This window comes from Luteolibacter sp. LG18 (genome assembly GCF_036322585.1).
Taxonomy (GTDB): Bacteria; Verrucomicrobiota; Verrucomicrobiia; order Verrucomicrobiales; family Akkermansiaceae; genus Luteolibacter.
On the sequence record NZ_AP024600.1, the window covers coordinates 1713118 to 1732335 of the forward strand.

A 19218-nucleotide genomic window follows, 5' to 3' on the forward strand; every position below is an offset into this window, starting at 1 on the left:
GGCAAGGGATTATGGATCGAGGGGGTCCCAGTTCGCGGGCAGGCTCAGGCCGATGGCTTCGAGGTCCTTGGCGGCCTCCTGGCGCCGCCGCTGTTTTTCCGCCAGGTACTTCTCCTGTTGCTCGGGGCGCAGGGCCGCCAGCGTGGCCTCCTCGGGCGTGCCCTTGCCGATGGTGGCGATGTCTCCGGCGGCTCCTTCCAGCTTCACGGAGGCGTCGTAGTCCGGTGACTGGCGGGCCATGATGCCGAACACTTGGTCGCGCTGGCTGGCGTCCAGTTCCACGATGGAATCGATCCGCTCCACGCGCATGTCCGCCTCCTGCTGGATGCGCTCCGCTTTCTCCGTGGCCCGCTGGGTCTTGAAGGCGGCCAGTTTGTCCCCGCTCAGCATCGTTTCCATCACACTGTCCAGTCCCTGGTCCGGCCGGACATTCCGGGCTTCTTTTGCCAGATCCTGCAGCGAGGTGCCCTTGCGGCTGACCAGATCGGTCCACGCCTTGGCATCGGCCTCGGCTTTCTGTTCGAACCACCGCTTGAGCGCCGCCTGCTGGCCGGGATCGAGGCCGTACTTGCGGATCATTTCCCCGGCCAGGCTGTCGGCGATCTTCTCGGCCTCCCGCACGCGGATGCGCTCGAACAGAGGGGCCAGCGTGCCGATCAGCGGCTGGCACTTCTGGAAAATGTCATCCGGGCTCACCGGGCGGCCGGCGCGGATGTCCTCGGCCAGTTCGCGGAGGCCGTCGGACACGGTCCGGCCCGGCCGCCCGGTGCGACCGCTGGCCTCCAGCTCCGTGATCCGGTTGCGGGCGCTTTTCAGCTCCACCTCCAGCCGGGTGACCTGTGCTTCAGGGGTGCCCTCGGCTCCCGGGTGGCTGCCGGCGAACAAACCGACCCCGGCACCGCCGATCACCAGACCGGCCACGAGGGGCACGAGAGAACGAAGGGAGGATGGCGCGGACATGACGGTGGCGGTGATGACGACCTACTGTGAAAGACGGATGAGAGGTTCATGAAATTTCGCCGCCGGTCGGTGGTGGCGTGTGTGACAAAAATGCTCGAATGGTAAAATAAATTGCCTTTTGAGAAACATGTTGATTGGGTGCGGTTTGTCGCCCGCATGTTGTTTCCAGGGTCAATTCGTGCCTGATGGTTTCCCAAAAAGCAAAATTATGAATCTTTGTTCATTCGTCATTCTGGGTTGTAGCCTTTTCGCTGCCACGGGTCACGCCGCCGTTACGACCGGGCTGGTGGCCTATTACGATTTCCAGGATCCCGCGTCGGGAGGGGCCATCGCCAACCGGGCTCAGGCGGTTGGTTCGGATTACGCGGGGCCGTTCGTGAACGCCACGGTGGTGGGCACCACTCCCACCAGCGGCTTCAGCGGCGATGCGGCGTTCAATTCCACGGGAGCCACCGGAGCCGGAAACACGTCGAACCGTTCCACCCTGCTGGCGGGGAACGCGGCGAACTTCACCCACACCAGCACGGACGCCATCAGCACGGGCGTCGGCACCGCCACGCTCGGCCAGAGTTACTCGATCAGCGCGTGGTACTTTGCCGCGCTCGATCCGAACCAAGCCGCGAGCCAGCGTTACTTCGTGTTTGAAGATGGCACGAACACCTCGCAGTTCGATCTCTCCTACGGTTCGCAGGCCGCGGCGGCCAATGCCACCAGCCTGGCGATGTGGTCGTACAACAACGGCGAAACCAACGCCGCCATTCAAGGCAGCGCGACCACCAATGCCTGGCACCACGTCGTGCAGGTCGTCACGCCGAACGGCGCGAATTCCACCATCGCCGTCTACATCGATGGCGTGCTTGCCGGCAGCTACACCACGACCAACGGCCAGCCGTCGTTCACCGACATCAACCTCGGCAACGCCCGCGATGGCCAGAGCCGCGGTTGGGACGGCATGATCGATGAAGTGGCGATCTACAACCGCGCGCTGGGCCAGTCCGATGTGACCGAGCTGCGCAATCTCGGGCTGGCAGGGCTGGCCGTTCCCGAGCCAGCCAGCGCGGTGCTGGGTGGCCTGGGTTCCCTGCTGCTGTGGCGCCGCCGCCGCGCCTGAGCGGGCGACATCACTCGCCGTCCTTGCCCTCGATCACCTGCTTCTGCTCGGCGGCGGTGAGTTCGCCGAGCCAGAGGTAGTTACCGCTGAAGTAGGCGCGGGCACCGTGGAAGGAGCCGGTGTTTTCCTCCGTGACCCGGATGGAGCCATTGTAATCGAGGCCATCGAGAAAGGTCAGCCAGGTGGGGTCCTTCTCGCCCTCGCCCTTGGTTTCGAACCAGCCGGTGCTGCCATTGACCTTCACCTGCCCGGCGATCTCGCCGGTGTGGGACGACGGCCCGCGCACCACGGAGAGGGTGAACCACGCATGGCCGTCCTTCTCCACGATCTCCAACAGGCCGCCGCGGCCATCCGAGTAGCGACCGGACCAGCCCTTGCGCTGGTCGAGCTTCTTCCATGCCTTCAGCCACGCGATGCGGGCCTCGGTGAGTTCCGCGGCACCGGTCCAGCGGTCCGGTGTGGCGTCGGTCGCATCACCGGTGCCGGGGCCGGTGGTGATGTAGTCGCGGTATTCGACCCAGCCGCGCTGGTCCTCCTGCATCTTCACGAAGAGGTCCGGACGCAGCTCCTTCTTCAGCGTGGTGAAGACGGTGTTGAGCGCCTTGTCTTTCTCGGCGAATGCGGCCTTGGCCTTCGCAAGGTCATCGGCCTGGGCCGTGAGCGTCCACGTGAGCACCAGCAATCCGGCGAGCCATTTCATCCTGCCACCCTAACCGCTGCCTCCCGGCGTTGGCAATGCGGTTCGGGCCGGGATTACTCGCCGGGGCAGGGCTCGCTGATGGATCCGTCCGGCACGCTGGTGGCCTGGTTGGCGAGCTGCTCGCGTTGTTCCGGGGTGGAAGGGTGGCGCCATTCCGCGTAGGCGGCGGCGAGGTCGCGGGAGTCCGGATGATCGCCGAGCCACGATTCGAACGCGGTGGCATCGCGGGTCGCCCACGTTTCCGCGATTGCGGTGCTGGCGAGGGTGCGCAGTTGAGTGTCCTCGATGTCGGTGGACCAGGCGGCGGCGGCGGGCGCGTCCTGGACTGTCCAGCGTTGCACGGTGGCGGCCAGCAATAGGGGCGAGTGCGCCGCCTCCATGGTGCCCGCGGCGAGCAGATCGATGGCGGCCGGGGCATCGACCGCGGCCAGGGCGGGGATGAGCCGGGTTTCGATGGCGGCGCGTTGCGAAGGACCGGTTTCGGCGTGGAGCAGGGCGAGGGCGGCGCGGGGATCGCGCTCGAAAAGGAAAGCGATGGCGAGCGCCACGGTTTCGTGGCGCAGCGGGTCCGCGACGATGAGGCGCGCGTACTGGAGCGCGAGTTGCGGATCGGTGCGGCCGTGTTCCGCGGTGAGGATGGAAAGCACCTCGTCGCGTTCGCTGGCGGGAAGTCCGCTCAAAAGCCGCGCGACCTCCTCCGCGGAGCGACCTTCGAGGCGGCGTGCGGTTTCCGCGGAGCTGCGGGAACCGCTCGGATGGCCGGTGGGGCGGGTCCGTGCCGGTGATCCGGAGGACGCGGGAGGCGTCCGATCCTGACGACACAGCAGGACCCCGCCGAGCAGCAGGGGCAGGGCGGCGGCGAGGACGAGTGGATGGCGGATGGACGGCATGGCGGGAGTGGCTCCGCGCCTGCTTCACGGGGAAGCAAACGCGGAGCCGTGGGTTTTTGGGTTTGGATGGGGGGAGCGGGAACGTCAGGGGGTGACCGTGACGTTGTCGAAGCCGGTGGTGCGGGTGCTGGAGTTGTTCAGCGCGCTCACGGCCAGGCCGACGTAGACCGAGCTGGCCATCGAAACGGTGGTGGTGCTCACCGTGGTCCACGTCGTGCCATCGGTGGAGGTGGCGGAGACGAAGGTGTCGCCGGTGCGGGTCAGCTTCACCCAGGTCGGAGTGGCGGCGGTCGCGCCATTGACTTCGGTGGAGGAGCCGCCGGTGGTGGTGCGGCGGGTGGTCACGTTCTTGGCGATGTCCGAGTGGAACAGGGTGCTGACGTGCTTCGATCCGGCAGTGAGGGTTTCACGGATCATCACCCCGGACTTGCCGCGGGCCTGGGAGGAGGTGGAGGAGGCCACCCGGGCCACGATTTCGCCATCGCCGGTCATCGGCTGGTAGACGTAGCGGAAGGCGTCCGCGGTGCTCCAGATGTCCGCGCCCGAGCCCATCAGGGTGTAGGTGGTGCCATCGAACGAGGTGCCGCCCACGGTGCCGACGCTGCCGATGTCCGCGCTGACCCACGGTGCCGCCGGTTGCGGGGCGGGGTTGACCATCACCCAGCCCTTCGCCTCGTAGTTGGCGGAGTCCTTGATGCGGTAGCTGAACCAATCGAGGCCGCTGGTGAACGACGAGGGCGCGGTGTAGATGAGCTGGTCGCGTCCGCCCGGGCCGGTGCCCACGGAGCGGGTGATGGTACCGCCCTTGTTCGAAGCGGTGTCGAAGGACGGGATCGTGATCGACTGGCCGTTCGAGTCGGAGTCGTTCGCCATCACGTCCAGGGTGATCGGGGTGCGGGAGGCATCCACGGTGGCGCGGTCCGCGTTCGCGCGCGGCGGCAGCGGATAAGTGTAGCCGCCGAGGTTGGTGAGGATGCCGGTCTTGGTGTTGCGGTGGGCGATGATCTTCGCCAGTTCGGAGCTGGAGAAACGGCTCAGCGCGTTGTCCGACATGATCGTCGGGCCCTCCGGCTTGCCGCCGCCCTCGTAGTGGCTGGAGCCCCAGTTGTGGCCCGCCTCGTGGCGCCAGATCACGGTGAAGTTGCCGTCGCTGTTCGCGCCATTGGCGCCATAGCGGCTGCTGGTGCCGATCACGCCGACATAGGCCAGCCCGCCGCCCGCGCCGGGGCGCACCAGCGCGGCGAGGTCGTAGGACGTGGCGGGCAGGGCGGTGGAGAGCACGTTGTTCCAATGGTCCCGCATGCCGGGCAGCAGCACGCTGAGGTCGGAGGAGCCGGCGTAGGGATCATCGGCGGTGCTGGTGCGCACGATCACGCGGCCGAGCTGCATCTTGATCGCCGCGTCCCGCAGGTAGACGGCATCGGTCTCGATCAGGCAGTACTCCGCCATCTCCAGCGCGTTGTCCACGTTCGAACCGGTGGCGGTGTAGTAGGACGGCGTGAGGTCGAGCGCCACGTCCGCGGCATAGACCGAGGAACCGGCGCCGCCCGCGGGGGCAACGGTGGTGGGATAGATCGGGGTCCAGCTCGCGGCGGCGGGAATCGTCATCGAAAGCGTGGTGCCGCGCCAGGTGGTGCCGTCCTCGAAGATGATCGAGGTGCGCAGGCTGCCGTCATCGCGGAGCTGGGCCGCGGCGATCGCGCCGGGATAGCCGGTCACGGTGCCGAGGTAGGTGCGGTTCGGGCGGGACGGCGTGTGGGCGGTGTAGGCCCCGCCCGCGGCCTGCGAGTAGACGCCGAAGTTCGGGCCGCGCACGTCGTGCAGCGAGTAGTTCACCGTGAGGCTGCCACCGGTGTAGGTGTAGGTCTTGGTCAGCGTGGAGGGCGGGGCCTGCGCGCCCGCCAACGACGAGAGTCCTAGTAACAAGCCGGCCGGTGCGGCCAGGAGGCGGGTGGTGGAGACGGCGTGGCGGAGCGCGCCGCGGGTAGACCTGCCGTGGCAGGGTGCAAGGGTTTGGGTCATGATGGGTTTTTGCGTTTTGCACGGAGCCCGTGTCTTCCGTCGTCGCCGCCGGGATGGCGGATAGGTCGGATTCGGTTTCTCCGTGGGGCCTCGTAAATGCCTCACCCCGAACAAAGTGCAATGGTTTCGCATCCTCCAAAATCCAACTTCGATGGTCAAAAAATACAACTTCCGCGGTTTCCGGCTGGTCCGGGGATCGAACCACCCTGTATGCATGATCGGTTATTTGCTCAGTTTGCTTTTTTGTTATGAGAGACAGGGAGATGCAGGGATATCCCGGCAGGCCGCGCACGCTCGCGGTGTTGCTCGGCGTCCATGACGCACAGCTTCACAAGGGCATCGCCGATTGGGCGCGGGAGCACGAGTGGGAGATCGACACCGGCCTGATGTCGCCCGCGCCCTTGCCTTCGGTCCATGATTGGGATGGCGTGCTGGCCACCGTGTACCGCGCCGAGGTGGCGGAGTGGCTGCGCCATTTGCGATGTCCGGCGGTGCGGATGCTGCAGGCCAGGCCGCTGGACGAGGAGTGGCTGCTGCGCGCGGTGCCGAAGGTCGATTGCGACTACGAGGCGATCGGGGCCGCGGGAGCCGAGCACCTGCTGGCGCTGGGGCAGCCGCACTTCGCCTTCTACCGCCGCCACCGCGGCGCGGACGCGAAGGCGATGGAGCGCGGGTTCCGCGCGGTGATGCGGGAGGCGGGACGTCCCGCGGCGGTGCTCGATTTCCTGGGCGACCACCCGGACGTGCATCCGGACCACGCGGTGCCGCGTGAGTTCCGCCTCGGCTGGCTCCAGCGGCGGCTCGCCGAGATGCGCGGCCCGCTGGCGGTGATGGCGGAGGACGACCGCTTCGCGCTGGACGTGATGTACGCCGCGCGTCGTATGAGGCTGCGGGTGCCCGAGGACATCGCGATCCTCGGCGTGGACGACAAGTATCCGCTGCTCGAGGTTTCCGAGGTGGCCATCTCCTCGATCGACACCAACCTGCGGGGCGTGGGCTATGCCGCCGCGGCGCTGCTGGCGCGGATCGTGGAGGGCGAACCGCCGCCGGAGCGTCCGCTGCTGGTGCCGCGGAACCGGGTGATGGCCCGCATGTCCACCGCCACCTACGCCGGCACCCACCGGCTCGCGAACGAGGCGCTGCGCCACGTGAGGCAGAATTTCCGTTCACCGGACCTGACCTCGGAGGGCGTGGCGAAACTCCTGCGGATCACCCCCTTCGGCCTGCAGAAAATCCTCCAGCGCGAGATCGGCATCACCCTCAGCCAGGAGATCCTGCGGTTGCGGATGGAGGAAGCGGTGCGGTTGTTGATGGACAGCTCGCTGAAGCTGGACTCCATCGCCCACGACGTGGGATTCGGCAGCGGCCGGAACTTCGCGCGTGCCTTCAAGAAGGCCTGCGGGGTCACGCCCCAGCACTGGCGTGCCTCGCTGGAGATGCCGGATGGTGGTTGCTCCACCGTGGCCGCCCGCGGGGGATGATGCTGGAACTCACGGCACTTCGGTGATCTCCACGGCCACCGATTGCAGCGCGCGCCAGCCCCAGTGGATCGTCAGGCCGCGGGTCATCAGGAAGTCTCCTCCCAGTGTCTTGCCGTCCTCGGCCACGATCGAGGCGTCCGGGTTCTTGGCGTACTTGTTCTTCGTGCCGTCGCGGTTGATCTCCACCACCTGGTAGCGCTTCGCGGGATCGAGGCCCTGCAGCGCCACCGGCCCGTAGCCGGAAATGAGGCGGTGCTCCTTGAGATAGGCGAAGAACACGGAGTGCTTCGCGCCCTTCTCCTCCCGCACGTATTGCAGCGCGGCGAGATCGCCCTGGTAGGGATTCTTCAGTCGGTAGAGATCGCCGAACTGCACCACGGGGCGGATGCGCTTGTACTCGGCGACCGCCTTGTTCGCGTAGTCGAGTTCCTCGGGAGTGAGTTTCTTCGGCGAGAGCTCCAGGCCGAGGCGGCCGCTCATCGCCACATCGAAGCGGAACTTCAGCGGAGTGACGCGCTGGCTGTAGTGGTTCGGCGATTCGGTGACGTGCGCGGCCATCGCGATCGCGGGGAAGAGGTAGCTGGCGCTCCATTGGATGAACACGCGGTCGTAGGGGTCGGTGTTGTCGGAGGTCCAGAACTCGTGGTGGAACTTCATCGCGCCGTAGTCCGCGCGGCCGCCGCCGGAACCGCAGGCCTGGAACACCACCTTCGGATGCGCCTTGGTCAGCTTGTCGAGCACCTCGTAGTAGCCCCTGATGTAATCGACCTGGAGGTTCTGCTGGCGGTCCGCGGCAAGCGCGCCGCTGCCGGGATCGACGATGGTGTAGTTGCAGTCCCACTTGATGTAGCAGATGCCCGGGTTTTCCGTGAGCAGCTTGTCGATCACACCGTGGACGAACTCGCGGACCTCGGGGCGGGTGAGATCGAGCACGAGCTGGTTGCGGCCCTCACGGCGCGGGTGGTCCTTCATCGCCACCACCCAGTCCGGGTGCTTTTCGTAAAGATCGCTCTGCGGGTTCACCATTTCCGGTTCCACCCAGATGCCGAACTTCAGGCCGCGTTCCTTCGCGGCGTTGACGAGCCCTTCGATGCCGTGCGGCAGCTTGGTCGCGTTCACCTGCCAATCGCCCAACCCGGCCTTGTCATTGTCGCGCGGGTGGGCGTTGCCGAACCAGCCATCGTCCAGCACGAAGAGTTCCACGCCCATCTGCTTGCAGCCGTCCATCATGCCGTGCAGCACGCTTTCATCGAACTTGAAGTAAGCACCCTCCCACGAGTTCAAGAGGATGTCGCGCGCCTGGTCGCCGCCGCGCAGGCCGCCGGAGCGGGCCCAGCGGTGGAGGTTCCGCGAGGCCTCGCCGGTGCCGTGGCCCGAGCGGGTGAGGATCATCCGCGGAGTGGTGAAGGTCTTGCCCGCGTCCAGCGTGTAGGCTGAGTACGCCGGATCGTAGCCGAAGCTCGCGTCCACTTCATTCGAGGTCGCGGCATTGTCGAACTGGAACGCCCAATTTCCGGACCACGCGAGCGCGCCCAGCACCACCTCGCCGGTGGTTTCCGCCGCCGGTTGGTCGAGCGAGAGGATGAACGCCGGACTGCCCTCCGCCGCGCCCTTCGGGGTCGAGCCGGAGCGCAGCAACGCGCTGCCACCCTGCACGATCTCCTGCTCGCGCGCCGTGGCCTCCCGGCCCCAGGTGCCCGGGAACGAGGTGAGGAAATACCGGTCCGCGCGGAAGTGCAGCGTGGCCGAGGCCGCCTTGTTCAGCACCACCGGTTTGTCGCCGCCATTGGTGACCTCCACCCAGCGCTCGAACACGTTCGAGTCCGGGTGCGCCAGCACGCACACCGCCAGCGTCACCGGATAGCGGCGGTCCTTCAGGATCACGCGCAGCAGCTTGCCGCCCTCCGCGTCGGTGAGGGCGTGGGACTCGTACACCGGATCGAGCGCGAGCTGGCCGTCCGGCTGGGTGATCGCGATCCCGTGCGAACCGGTCTGCGCGTCCCAGTGGGAGGGATAGAAGAGCGAGGCGGATTCCGCGGGCACCGCCACGTCACCGCTGTCCCGGACCTTCGGCCCGAAATAGGTGCCGGCCACCTTGCCATCGTTCACGTCCAGACGGAGCGTGGTGGTGTTCGTTTCGAGCAGGATCGGAGCGGCGAGTGCGGATTGGACGAGCATGATGAACGGGAGCGCGAACCTCGTGGGCATCTTGGTAGAGTGGCGTCTCCATTCCGAGCCTCCAGTCATTTCCACCGTACTCTTCGAGAGTGCGCCTGTTCGTCCAGACGGCGACGGGAAGATAGGGTGAAAGGGACGGTATGGACTCGTCCTCCGGACTATCGTCTTGAGTCCCGCGGAGGATTCATCTGAATGTTAGCGGATTTCTCCCGTCTCATCCGCTACCCATGAAAACCCTCCTCCTTCCTCTCGCGGTGGCCTCCACGCTGCTCCTCTCCGCCCATGCCCAGGAAGCCCCGCTCCCGGCTCCGGAACTCGCCGGCTGGGGCGCGCCCACCGATCCGGACGGAGATTGCAAGATCAGCGTCGTCGAGGACGCCCTGCAGATGGAGGTTCCCGGCGGCAAGGCCCACGACCTCGCCGCCGAGATCGACACCACCAATGCCCCGCGCGTCCTGCAGGCGGTGAACGGCGACTTCACCCTGCAAGTGAAAGTCGATGGCAAGTTCTCGCCCGGCGAGGAATCCACCAAGGCCAGCCGCACCGGCTACAACGGTGCCGCCATCATCGCCATGATGAACGCCGACAACGTGGTGACCCTCGCCCGCGCCGTGCTGCACAATGGCAGCGAGGAGGTGCCCTACGCGAACTTCGAGATCCGCTCCGAGGGCAAGCTGCTGCGGATGGGCAGCACCGGCGACCAGGAGCTGCCGAAGGACGGGCCCGTTTACCTGCGTCTCGAGCGCCGCGGCGACAAGTTCCTCGCCGCCACCAGCAGCGACGGCACCACTTGGAAAACCCTCACTCCGAAGGATGTGCCGGGCGATTGGTCGCAGGAGCTCCAAGTCGGCCTCGCCGCCATCAGCACCTCGAAGGAACCCTTCACGCCGCGCTTCTCGAAGCTCCAGCTTCTCAAGTGACGTCCGCGGCCACCGCGTCCAGCTCGCCCGTCACCTCGCGGTCCGCCAGTTCACCCAGCAGCTCGAGCTCCGCCCGCAGCGTCTGCCGCGCGGGCGGGCCACCGCCACAGGACATCCCGCAGGGCGTGAAAGCGGAGAACCCCGGGTAGCCGGGATGCGCCGCCGGATCGTGGTCCGGGGTGGCCAGCGTCAGCACCGGCCGCTCGCCGCGGCGGCCCGGCTTCAGGATGACCGGGTGCATCCAGCACGACACCGGTTTCCAGAACCACGGGTGGCGGCCCTCGTCCATCGCCAGCCGTTGCAGCACGCAACGGTGTTCCGCGTCCAGGAACACGCAGCGGGTCTTCGGGAAGTGCGCCGGGAATGCCGCGGCGGGTGCGTCATCGGGCAACGTCACCGACTTCCACCGTCCGTCCGGCAGCCGCTGGAAAATCTCCGGGGCCTCCCAGCCGTATCTGGCCAGTTGATCCGCGTGCGACCCGATCACCTCGCCGATGATCTCCCGCTCTTCCGGCTCCAGGAACACGCCATCGTGACAACACGTCGCGCGGCACTCCGCCAGCTCGCAGATCTTCAGCGGCATCGCGAACGCCTCATGGTCCACCCGTGCTTCCCGCACCTGCCGGGCGAGTTCCTGTTGCAGCGAGGTGAAGGCGATCATGTCCGTGGGCGGATCGGATCACGGAACGAGCCAGGGAGTCGAGACTTGAGCCAAGGAGGGTCTTCAGAGGGGGCGGAGGCTTCTGACGCGCGTACCCGACGATGCGGCGAGGCCTACTCCTCCACCACCGGCGCGGGCCGCGGCGGTGCCTGCCTCTGGAGTTCCAGAAGATCCGCCTGGAACGCCTGGTAGTCCTTTGGAAACGCCGGGTTGGCGGGGAACAGATAGCGGCGTGTCAGCCAGAAGCCGTAGCGTTCGTCGCCCGAGGCTCCGTCCCCGCTCAGCAGGCGTGAACCCAGCGCCTCGCGGGTCTGGTCCCACTCGTCCACGTAGGACAGCGCGGTGATCTCCCAGGTGCCCCAGTTCTTCGTCCCGTCCCGGTGCCGCTGCAGCAGTTCGTCGAGGGCGGCCCGGTTGCCGTTGACCGCGTAATCGTAGGCCAGCAGGAAAGGGGAGAGTTCTTCGTTGTCCCGTAGATCCTTCCGCTCCAGCAGATAGCGGAAGCGTGGGTTCTTTTCCGCCACCGCGCGCCCGAGCAGTCCCGCGAAGACGGAGGGGTTCAGATCCGGTTGTTCGGCATAGCGCACCAGTTCCTCGGGATCGAAGGGCGTCAGGAGCTTCCGGACGAACACATGCTCGTAGGACTCCGGAGCCCGCATCTTGGCCAATAGGGCCTCGTCGATGGCTTCCACCTTCCCGGTCTTCGCCGGGCGTGCCCGCCCGGTGGCAGGGGACTTCGACGGTTCCGTTTGCGGGGTGGGCGGGCGTGGCCCATCCGGGCGGGTGGGCTCTCCGGCGGCCTGCGGTTTCCCCATCACCCACCAGATCCCCAATCCGGCCACCAGCAGGGTGGCGAGCAAGACGGAGGCTCGGGATGAGAGGACCATGCGGACATCCCTATCAGGCTTGGAAGCTCCTGTCAGCCATCGCAAAAAATACGCCCCGTGACCTTGGTGGTCACGGGGCGTTTGGGAAGGGGATTTACCCGGCGGTCGAGTAGATCACCAGCTTCGGCAAGCGCGGGGCTTCCACGAACGCCTCGATGGTCATCGACGCCGGAGAGCTGGCGTCACGCGGGGTCTGGTTGGCCGTGCGCCAGGCCGTGTCGATGGTTTTGACCTTCGTGCCCGCTTTGAACATCCGGGAGAACTCCGCGAATGTGATCACTTCGTCGTGGTCCGTGTCCAATTGCGCGGCGAACGCGAGGCGCGTCTCGCGCAGCTCGGCGGCCTGCGAATAAGTCCGCTCGTTCGGCAGCGTGGCCGCGTGGAGCCACTCCCAGAAGTCGATCGTCGCACCGACCCCGGCACGCGCCATCCAGGTGTCGACCGTCAGCGACGGTGTGCCCGGCTTCCACATCTTCGCCAGCTCGGCCTTGGTGATCTCATTGTCCTCGCTGGCATCCACCGAGAGGAACAAGGCCGTCCGGTCCACCGCGGTGGAGAAGGTGCGGGCCGTGGTGCGGTTGGAGGCCGCGGCGGAGAACTCGCTGAAATCGAGGAATCCATCCACGTTCACATCGAGCAGCGCGAACGCCGTTTCCTTCGCCGGAGCCTTCACGTAGATCGGTTTCCACTCCGCGGCCGTCAGCTTGTCATCGCGGTTGCCATCGAGAGCGCAGAACAGGAACTCCTCCGGTCCCGCGCTGGCGTCGACGCCGCTGGCGACGAACGAGCCGATCTGGCCGTACTGGGCGGCCATGCCGGGGCATGCCGCTTTCACGCGGAAGTAGTAGGTCGTGCCCAGCGTCAGGCCGTCCAGGCGGACGTTCACCGCACCGCCGTCCTGCGTGTCCGGAATCGTGGTGACCGCCGCCTCCGCGGCACCGGCGAGCCCGGCGTCCGTGCCGTATTCGAAGGACACCGTCGTGGTCATCCCGTGCACCGCCACGCTGCCGTGGAGCACGGTGGCCGTGGCCGAAAGCACCTCCGCGTTGCCGGTGGTGGCCTCCGGGGCGAAGTCGAGCTTGTAGACCGTGCCGCCGCCGCCCGTGGACTCACCCTCGTCCACGCCGCCGAGGCGGGTGCTGCCATAGAACTGGCCGTCCGGCCCGATCGTCAGCGCGCCCGCCGGATCACTGCCATTGTAGAAGTCGAAGTCCACCAGCGTGGTCAGCGTGCCATCCAGCCCGCAGCGGAAGACCGTGCCGTTGCCGCCGTCTCCGCCCGCCGAGGTGGTGCCGTAGAGCCTCCCATCCGCGCCCTGGATCAGCTCGGTTTTGGGAGTCGAGCCATTCGTGCCATCGAAGGTGAAGATCGTGCTCAGCACGCCCTCCGGCGTGAGGCGGAAGATCGTGCCATACTGCCCGGGTCCCGTGTAGAGCTCGCCCGAGGTGGTGCCGTAGAAGTTCCCGTCGCTCGCCAGGATCAGACCGGCGGCGGGGTTGGCGCCATTGGAGCCATCGAAGGTCACCACGGTTTCCTGGGTGCCATTCGCCAGCACGCGGCAGATCGAGCCCCGGTAGGAGGGATACCAACCCGGATAGGCGAGATATGTGCTGCCATCAGCGCCGAAGCAGACCCGGCCCACGGACGAGCCAACCAGGGGGCCCGCCACTTTCGAGAGCTGGCCCGCTGTGGTCACGCGGAACAGGGTGCCCGTGAGACCCGTTGATACTCCGTAAAACCCACCATCGGCCCCCACCACGAGTTCGCCGGGGGGCTTGTATCCGGACACCGAGTCCAGGAAGGCCAGATTGGAGATCGAGCCATTCGTGTCCACCCGACAGAAGACTCCGCCGGTATGGTCATTGGAGACGATTCCATAGACCTTCCCATCCGCTCCGGTCGTCAGTCCGTGGCTCGGATTGGTGGAGAGGCCGGAAAGAGCGGTGTAGCCACCCTGCGGGGTGACGCGGAAAGCCAGGCCTCCGGCCTCGGCACCCAGGCCGGTGGTGACCCCGTAGAGATTGCCATCCGGTCCGGTGGCGAGGGAGCCTGCTGGATTCTGGGCCGCATGGAGGAATTTCACCTTCAGGCTCGTTTGGGCTCCGGTCGGGTTGAATTCGAACACCCCTCCGCCGAACCAGCTCACAGAGGTAGAAGTGGTGCCGCCTGCCGCCGTGCCCAGCAGCGTGCCGGACGGGCTCAGGATCATCCCGGAAGGACGGGAACCGGCGGAACCATCGAAGGTGTAGAGGTTTTCCATGCCTCCCGCCACGCTCGCGCGGAACAAGGTGTTCGGTGTCGTCCCCACGTAGGAGGTCACCCCGTAAAGGCTGCCGTTCGCTCCGATTGCGAGTACCGATCCCGGGATGGTTGAGAGGGCAAAAGGGGCGATGACCGACAGGGTTCCGGCTGGCGAGCATTGGTAGACGACGCCTGGAGCGAGACCGCCGCCGTTGGTGGTGCCGTAGAAATTCCCTGCCCCGTCCTGCACCAGCCCGTACTGGGCATAGCCATATTGCTCGATGGGGATCCTCGCGAAAACCGAAATGCCCCCCGCCGTTTCCACGCGGAAGATCGCGCCGAAGCCGCCCTGGGCATCGTTGCCGGTGGACGCCACGCCATACACGTTCCCGTCCGCCGCGGTCATCAGGTCGTCCGCCGGGAAGCGGGGATTGCCGAGCGTCGCGTGTTTGGTCAGCACCAGGTCCGGGCTGACCTTGAAAATGGTTCCCATGCCTTGGGCCGTGGTCCCATAGAGGTTGCCCGCGGCGTCCCGCGCCAGCCGTCCCTGGGGATTGGCCCCCACCGCCTCGGTGATGCTGATGGAGGTCAGCTCGCCGGATGGAGACAGGCGGAACACCGTGCCGAGGTTCGCGCTTCCTCCGGTGCGCGTCGTGCCCCACAGGTTCCCGTCCGGCGTCAGCAGCAGCCTGCCCAGCGGATTGGAGCCATTCGTGCCATTGAAGGAGGCCAGGACCGTCACCGTATTGTCAGCAGCCATCCGGAACACGGTGCCTCTCGCGTAGAGGCCGCCACTGACGGTCGTCCCGAAATAACTGCCGTCACCGGCCGGGATCAAGCCCCCCGCGGGGCCGGCCGGCTCGGAGTCAAAGGCATGCAGGGTTTTGAGGATGGGACCGGCGGCGGACACGGGCAAGGCTCCCGCCGCAAACACGGCACAGGCCGCCGCGACACCTTGGACCCCCCGCGGAAACACGGGTTTGGAGGACAAGATACGGTTCAAATTCGAAATCACGGCGCAATCCATCAGGGGTCATGAAGGCCCGCAAGGAGGATTGTGTGAATACGTATCTCCCGGCATATCCACGTTGCATCTTGCCCGTTGGCCAGGCCCGGTCGCCGCGAGGCTCTTACTTCTCCAACCCCGTTTGATACACGAACCACGAAACCTCCGGGCCGGTGAGCGTGCCACGCATCTTGTCCAGCTCCTCGGCGGGGCCGTGGAGTTCCAGCCGCACCATCGTGGAGAGCTCCAGCGCGCGGGTCAGCGGACCATCGACGTTCACGATGTGCGCCAGCGCGGCATCGCCGTCCACGTAGGCCTCGCGGCAGAACGCCAGGTCGCCGTTCAGCGTGAAGTTGTAATACAGGCAGGTCTCCTCGGTCGCCGTGCGCGCCTTGAAGTCCTCCAGGTTCGCGAGGAACTCGGCGGTCTTCCCGGCGTGGATCTGGAAATACGGATGGATGGTGACGGACTGGGCGTGGCTGCTCATGCGCTGCCTAACATCCGAAGCCCGGGCCGCCCGGCAAGCGGGAAATGCCCGCCCGCTTCTCCACGGCGCGGTCTTGCCACACCCAGGGGCCGCCGTCATCGTGCCGATAACCTCCGTTGAACGCGTCTATTTCCACCACGATGATCTCCAGTCTGCTTCGCCGGTTTGCCATCGTTGCCGGTCTCGCCGGAATGGTCTTTTCCTCCAGTTGTGCCTCCCGCCACGACCTAGGCCGGGTGATTTTCCAAGAGCCCGACTATGTGGTGAGGGAAGTCCGTGTCAGCGGCCGGCCGGTGCTCGCGAAACGCGGGGATGAGGTGACTTTGATGATCGTAGGGTTCAGCGAGCCGGGTGGCGGCACCTACAACATCGATCACCCGGTGGCGGGCAGGGTCTTGCAGCAAAAGCTCGACCGGGCGAAGTCCTACACGTTCCAAGTCTACACCACGGACCAGACCCGTTCGAAGAACGACCATATCCGGCATGCCATCCTGTCGAAGGTCGAGGATCGGGGCACCGTCATCCTCGATGCCTCGGTCTGCGACGTCCACCACTGTCCGATGACCTTCGGCGCGGCCGTCAACGTCGATTGGTGGCTGAAGTCCCGCCGGGAGCAACGCGGGCTCGAAACCTACCACAACCACGGTTACTCCCTTCCGAGTTGCTGCTCCGGCGGCCTGGTCCATGAGTGGACCTGGCACTGCCCGCGGTGCGCGAGGACGGTGGATGGGTTCAAATCGAAGTTCGAGCCGGGATAGGCGCCGCCCGGGTTGCATGAAAGGAACCGGGCGCGGCCGAGGTATTCCCGGCGATCTTTTTAGGTGATGAGACGGTTCAATGTGATGTCGGTGGGGATTCGTGCAGGCGTGGGATTGCTGGCCTGCACCCTGGGCGTGGGAGCTTCCGCCGAACCGCTCAACAGCCCGAACCTCCAAAAGGACGGCACCCTGCGGCCGCTCTCCGCGCAGGAGGGGCTGAAGCTCATCGAGGTGCCCGCGGGCTTCCAACTGGAGCTCGTGGCCTCCGAGCCGATGGTCCAGGAGCCGGTGTGTTTCGCCTTCGATCCGGATGGGGCGCTCTTCGTCTGCGAGTGGAACACCTACATGCAGGACCCGTACGCCACCGGCCAGTTCGAGCCGAAATGCCGCGTGGTGAAGCTGGTGGATACCGATGGCGACGGGAAATTCGACAAGCGCACCGTGTTCGCGGACTCGCTGTTGCTGCCCCGTTCCATCCTCGCCCTCCACGACCGCATCCTGGTGCGGATGTCCAATGACAACACGATCTGGGCCTTCTTCGATGACAACAAGGACGGCGTCGCCGACCGCAAGGAGGTCGCCCTCGCCGGTGGTCCCGTCGGCGGCAACATCGAGCACCAGGACGACAGCCTCGTCTGGAACGTGGATGGCCGGATCTACGAAACCTCGCGCGCGCTGCGCTTCAAGGAGGGCAAGCTCCAGGCCGTGAAAAACATCCCGCGCTACGGCCAGTGGGGCCTCGCGCATGACGATGTCGGCCGCCTCTATGGCAGCGGCAACAGCACGCCGGTCCAGGGTTGGCAGAGCCTCGGCGGCTATCCCAATGTCACGCCGCCGTCCGAGGACGCGGTCAAATACGCCAACTTCATCTGCGAGGTGGATGACGCCACCGATCCCGGCCACGACGTGACCGCCACCGGCGGCCAGACGATGCTGCGCACCGCCCAGTTCGGCCGCTACACCGGTTCCTACGTCATCCCGGATCCCGTGCGCCGCTGCGTGAAGATCGTCGCCTTCGAGGAGCGCAATGGCGTGCGCGTGGCCGTGCCGCATCCGGATTTCAAGGGCACGGAGTTCATCCGCAGCCCGGACACTTACTTCCGCCCGGTTTGGACCGATATCGGGCCGGATGGCGGCCTCTACATCGCGGACATGTCGCGCGGCATCGTCCAGGAGTCCCAGTGGTTCCCCACCGAGCGCACCCAGGACCCGAACCCGCGCTGGATCGCCCGCTACTACCGCGCGAAGGACTGGGGCATGCTCGGCGTCCACCAGCGCGGCCGCATCTACCGCCTCGTGCCGCAGGACAAGAAGCTCCTCGACCCGCGCCCGGCCCTTTCCGGGAAATCCAGCACCGAACTCGTCGGACTCCTCGGCCACCCCAATGGCTGGTGGCGCGATACGGCCCAGAAGCTCATCGTCTGCCGCGGCGACCAGTCCGCCGTGCCCGCGCTCCGCACCGCGCTCCAGGCTGCCAATCCGAACGCACGCTTGCTCGCCATGCGCTGCCTGCAAGGGCTCGACAGCCTCACGCCCGCGGAGGTCGCCACCGCGCTGAAGGACGCGGATGAAAACGTCCGCACCACCGCCATCGCCATCGCGGAAACGCTGGTCGCGCAGGCCCCCGAGCTGGAGGCCGCCCTCGTTCCGCTCACCGCCGATCCCTCCTCCACCGTCCTCGGCCAGCTTTACCTCACCTTGGGAAACATCCACACCCCCGTCGCCGCGAAGGCTCTCAAGGAACTGGTGGAGAAGAACCCGAAGAACGGTTCGCTCGCCCTGCTCCAAAAGGCGGGCCAGAAGCTTCCCAAGGAGCTGGAGCCCTACCGCGCCGGCCACACGATCTTCACCGGCTTCTGCAAGGAGTGCCACGGCGATGGCATCAACGGCCTGAAAACCGGCGACAGCCTCATGGCCCCCGTCTTCGCCAAGAACACCCGTATCAAGGACCCGTCCTATCTGGTCCACGTGCTGTTGAAGGGCCTGCAAGGTCCCCTCGGCACCGGCGAAACCTACGCCGCCGGCATGATGCCGCCCCTGGAAACCATGTACAAGGACGACCAGCTCGCCGCCGTCGCCAACTACATCGGCGTCCAATGGGCCGGCTGGAAAACGCCCGTCACCGCGGAAGACATCGCCAAGTGGCGGGCGGAGACGAAGGACAAGCAGACACCGTATACCTTTGAGGAGTTGAAGGGGCTGAAGTAAGGCGTCTTAAAATAAAAAGATCTGGCCTTAAGCTTTTAATTTGGGATGTCCCTATTCACCAAGTGGGCCAGCGGACCATTCTTTCTTCATCGCGACGTTATGTCATCGCGCAGGATGAATTGTAATAAATTAACTCTTTTTCGTGACGGTTCAGTTGGTGAGATAGAGCCTGCACGCCGATTTCCTTGTGATTTTGGCGGATCAATAGCGCAAAGATTGATCGAGGCAAGCCATTATCTCCTTTCCGCAAAGGTATGCCTTCTTTACCTCTGCATAACTTGCATTTGTGGGGAGCCTGCCTGCATGGGCAAATTCATTTCTCCAAGTTATTAGATTTCCGTAACTCGATATAAAGCTCACCCTGCGAGATGCAAGATTGGCTCTTTCTAATTTTTCAATTTTCTTTTTGAATCTAATAACATATTTATCTCCAAATTTTGCAAGATAATCTTCGCGAATGGTTTTTAAACCGATTTTTCCATTAATTCGGTCAAAAAACGAGGCGCAAAAGCATCCAAGTACTTTGTGTTTTTTGGCCGAGAAATCATTAAATATAGTTTTAATCGACAGCTCGAGAACTGTTACCGCGCTGACAGCAATGAATCCTGTATAACGAGATTGGATGAACGGGTCTCGAATCGCTGCTACCACCGTATCTAGATGGGCGATCAGATCATCGGTAAGTCTGAAATGGTCAGTATACGGCAT

At 65.5% G+C, this 19218-nt stretch carries 15 protein-coding genes; 5 read left to right on the top strand and 10 right to left on the bottom strand.

The window, feature by feature from the left end; translation table 11 throughout:
- Positions 1-9 precede the first annotated feature (9 nt).
- On the bottom strand, positions 10-960 hold the full coding sequence (locus llg_RS07185) for a hypothetical protein (protein ID WP_338289042.1): 951 nt from the start codon (positions 958-960) through the stop codon (positions 10-12).
- 208 nt (positions 961-1168) lie between these two features.
- Here llg_RS07185 and llg_RS07190 point away from each other — a divergent pair, with 208 nt between their 5' ends.
- Positions 1169-2071, top strand: a complete 903-nt coding sequence (locus llg_RS07190; protein ID WP_338289043.1) for a LamG domain-containing protein — start codon at positions 1169-1171, stop codon at positions 2069-2071.
- Between the two features lie 10 nt (positions 2072-2081).
- Here llg_RS07190 and llg_RS07195 read toward each other — a convergent pair whose 3' ends face one another.
- The 3 genes from llg_RS07195 to llg_RS07205 form a co-directional block, all read right to left on the bottom strand.
- Positions 2082-2771, bottom strand: a complete 690-nt coding sequence (locus llg_RS07195) for a lysozyme inhibitor LprI family protein (RefSeq protein WP_338289044.1) — start codon at positions 2769-2771, stop codon at positions 2082-2084.
- A 53-nt stretch (positions 2772-2824) separates the two neighbouring features.
- Positions 2825-3661: a hypothetical protein gene (locus llg_RS07200; protein ID WP_338289045.1), complete on the bottom strand. Its 837-nt coding sequence runs from the start codon at positions 3659-3661 to the stop codon at positions 2825-2827.
- A gap of 84 nt (positions 3662-3745) precedes the next feature.
- Positions 3746-5683, bottom strand: a complete 1938-nt coding sequence (locus tag llg_RS07205; RefSeq protein ID WP_338289046.1) for a zinc-dependent metalloprotease family protein — start codon at positions 5681-5683, stop codon at positions 3746-3748.
- A gap of 263 nt (positions 5684-5946) precedes the next feature.
- Between llg_RS07205 and llg_RS07210 the strand changes: the two genes are divergently transcribed.
- Entirely contained in the window at positions 5947-7164 is a 1218-nt protein-coding gene (locus tag llg_RS07210; protein ID WP_338289047.1) for a substrate-binding domain-containing protein, read from the top strand.
- A gap of 9 nt (positions 7165-7173) precedes the next feature.
- Here the strand turns inward: llg_RS07210 and llg_RS07215 are convergent, their stop codons facing one another.
- Positions 7174-9342: an alpha-galactosidase gene (locus llg_RS07215; RefSeq protein WP_338289049.1), complete on the bottom strand. Its 2169-nt coding sequence runs from the start codon at positions 9340-9342 to the stop codon at positions 7174-7176.
- Between the two features lie 227 nt (positions 9343-9569).
- Between llg_RS07215 and llg_RS07220 the strand changes: the two genes are divergently transcribed.
- Complete coding sequence (locus llg_RS07220; RefSeq protein ID WP_338289050.1) at positions 9570-10262, top strand: hypothetical protein; 693 nt, start codon at positions 9570-9572, stop codon at positions 10260-10262.
- Here the strand turns inward: llg_RS07220 and llg_RS07225 are convergent.
- From llg_RS07225 to llg_RS07240, 4 genes are all read right to left on the bottom strand, one after another.
- A complete protein-coding gene (locus llg_RS07225) occupies positions 10255-10923 on the bottom strand; it encodes a hypothetical protein (RefSeq protein WP_338289051.1) in 669 nt (222 codons plus the stop codon). The two genes, llg_RS07220 and llg_RS07225, sit on opposite strands and share 8 nt — an antisense overlap.
- Positions 10924-11036: 113 nt before the next feature.
- A complete protein-coding gene (locus llg_RS07230; protein ID WP_338289052.1) occupies positions 11037-11810 on the bottom strand; it encodes a hypothetical protein in 774 nt (257 codons plus the stop codon).
- 94 nt (positions 11811-11904) lie between these two features.
- A complete protein-coding gene (locus llg_RS07235; RefSeq protein ID WP_338289053.1) occupies positions 11905-15042 on the bottom strand; it encodes a choice-of-anchor tandem repeat GloVer-containing protein in 3138 nt (1045 codons plus the stop codon).
- A 139-nt stretch (positions 15043-15181) separates the two neighbouring features.
- Positions 15182-15544: a hypothetical protein gene (locus tag llg_RS07240; RefSeq protein ID WP_338289054.1), complete on the bottom strand. Its 363-nt coding sequence runs from the start codon at positions 15542-15544 to the stop codon at positions 15182-15184.
- A gap of 140 nt (positions 15545-15684) precedes the next feature.
- On the opposite strand from llg_RS07240, the gene llg_RS07245 reads away from it, so the two are divergent.
- Together llg_RS07245 and llg_RS07250 are read left to right on the top strand one after the other, a co-directional pair.
- Positions 15685-16302, top strand: coding sequence for a hypothetical protein (locus llg_RS07245; protein ID WP_338289055.1), 618 nt, complete (start codon positions 15685-15687; stop codon positions 16300-16302).
- Positions 16303-16368: 66 nt separating this feature from the next.
- Positions 16369-18510, top strand: a complete 2142-nt coding sequence (locus llg_RS07250) for a c-type cytochrome (RefSeq protein ID WP_338289057.1) — start codon at positions 16369-16371, stop codon at positions 18508-18510.
- 201 nt (positions 18511-18711) lie between these two features.
- Here llg_RS07250 and llg_RS07255 read toward each other — a convergent pair whose 3' ends face one another.
- On the bottom strand, positions 18712-19218 hold the full coding sequence (locus llg_RS07255; protein WP_338289058.1) for a HEPN domain-containing protein: 507 nt from the start codon (positions 19216-19218) through the stop codon (positions 18712-18714).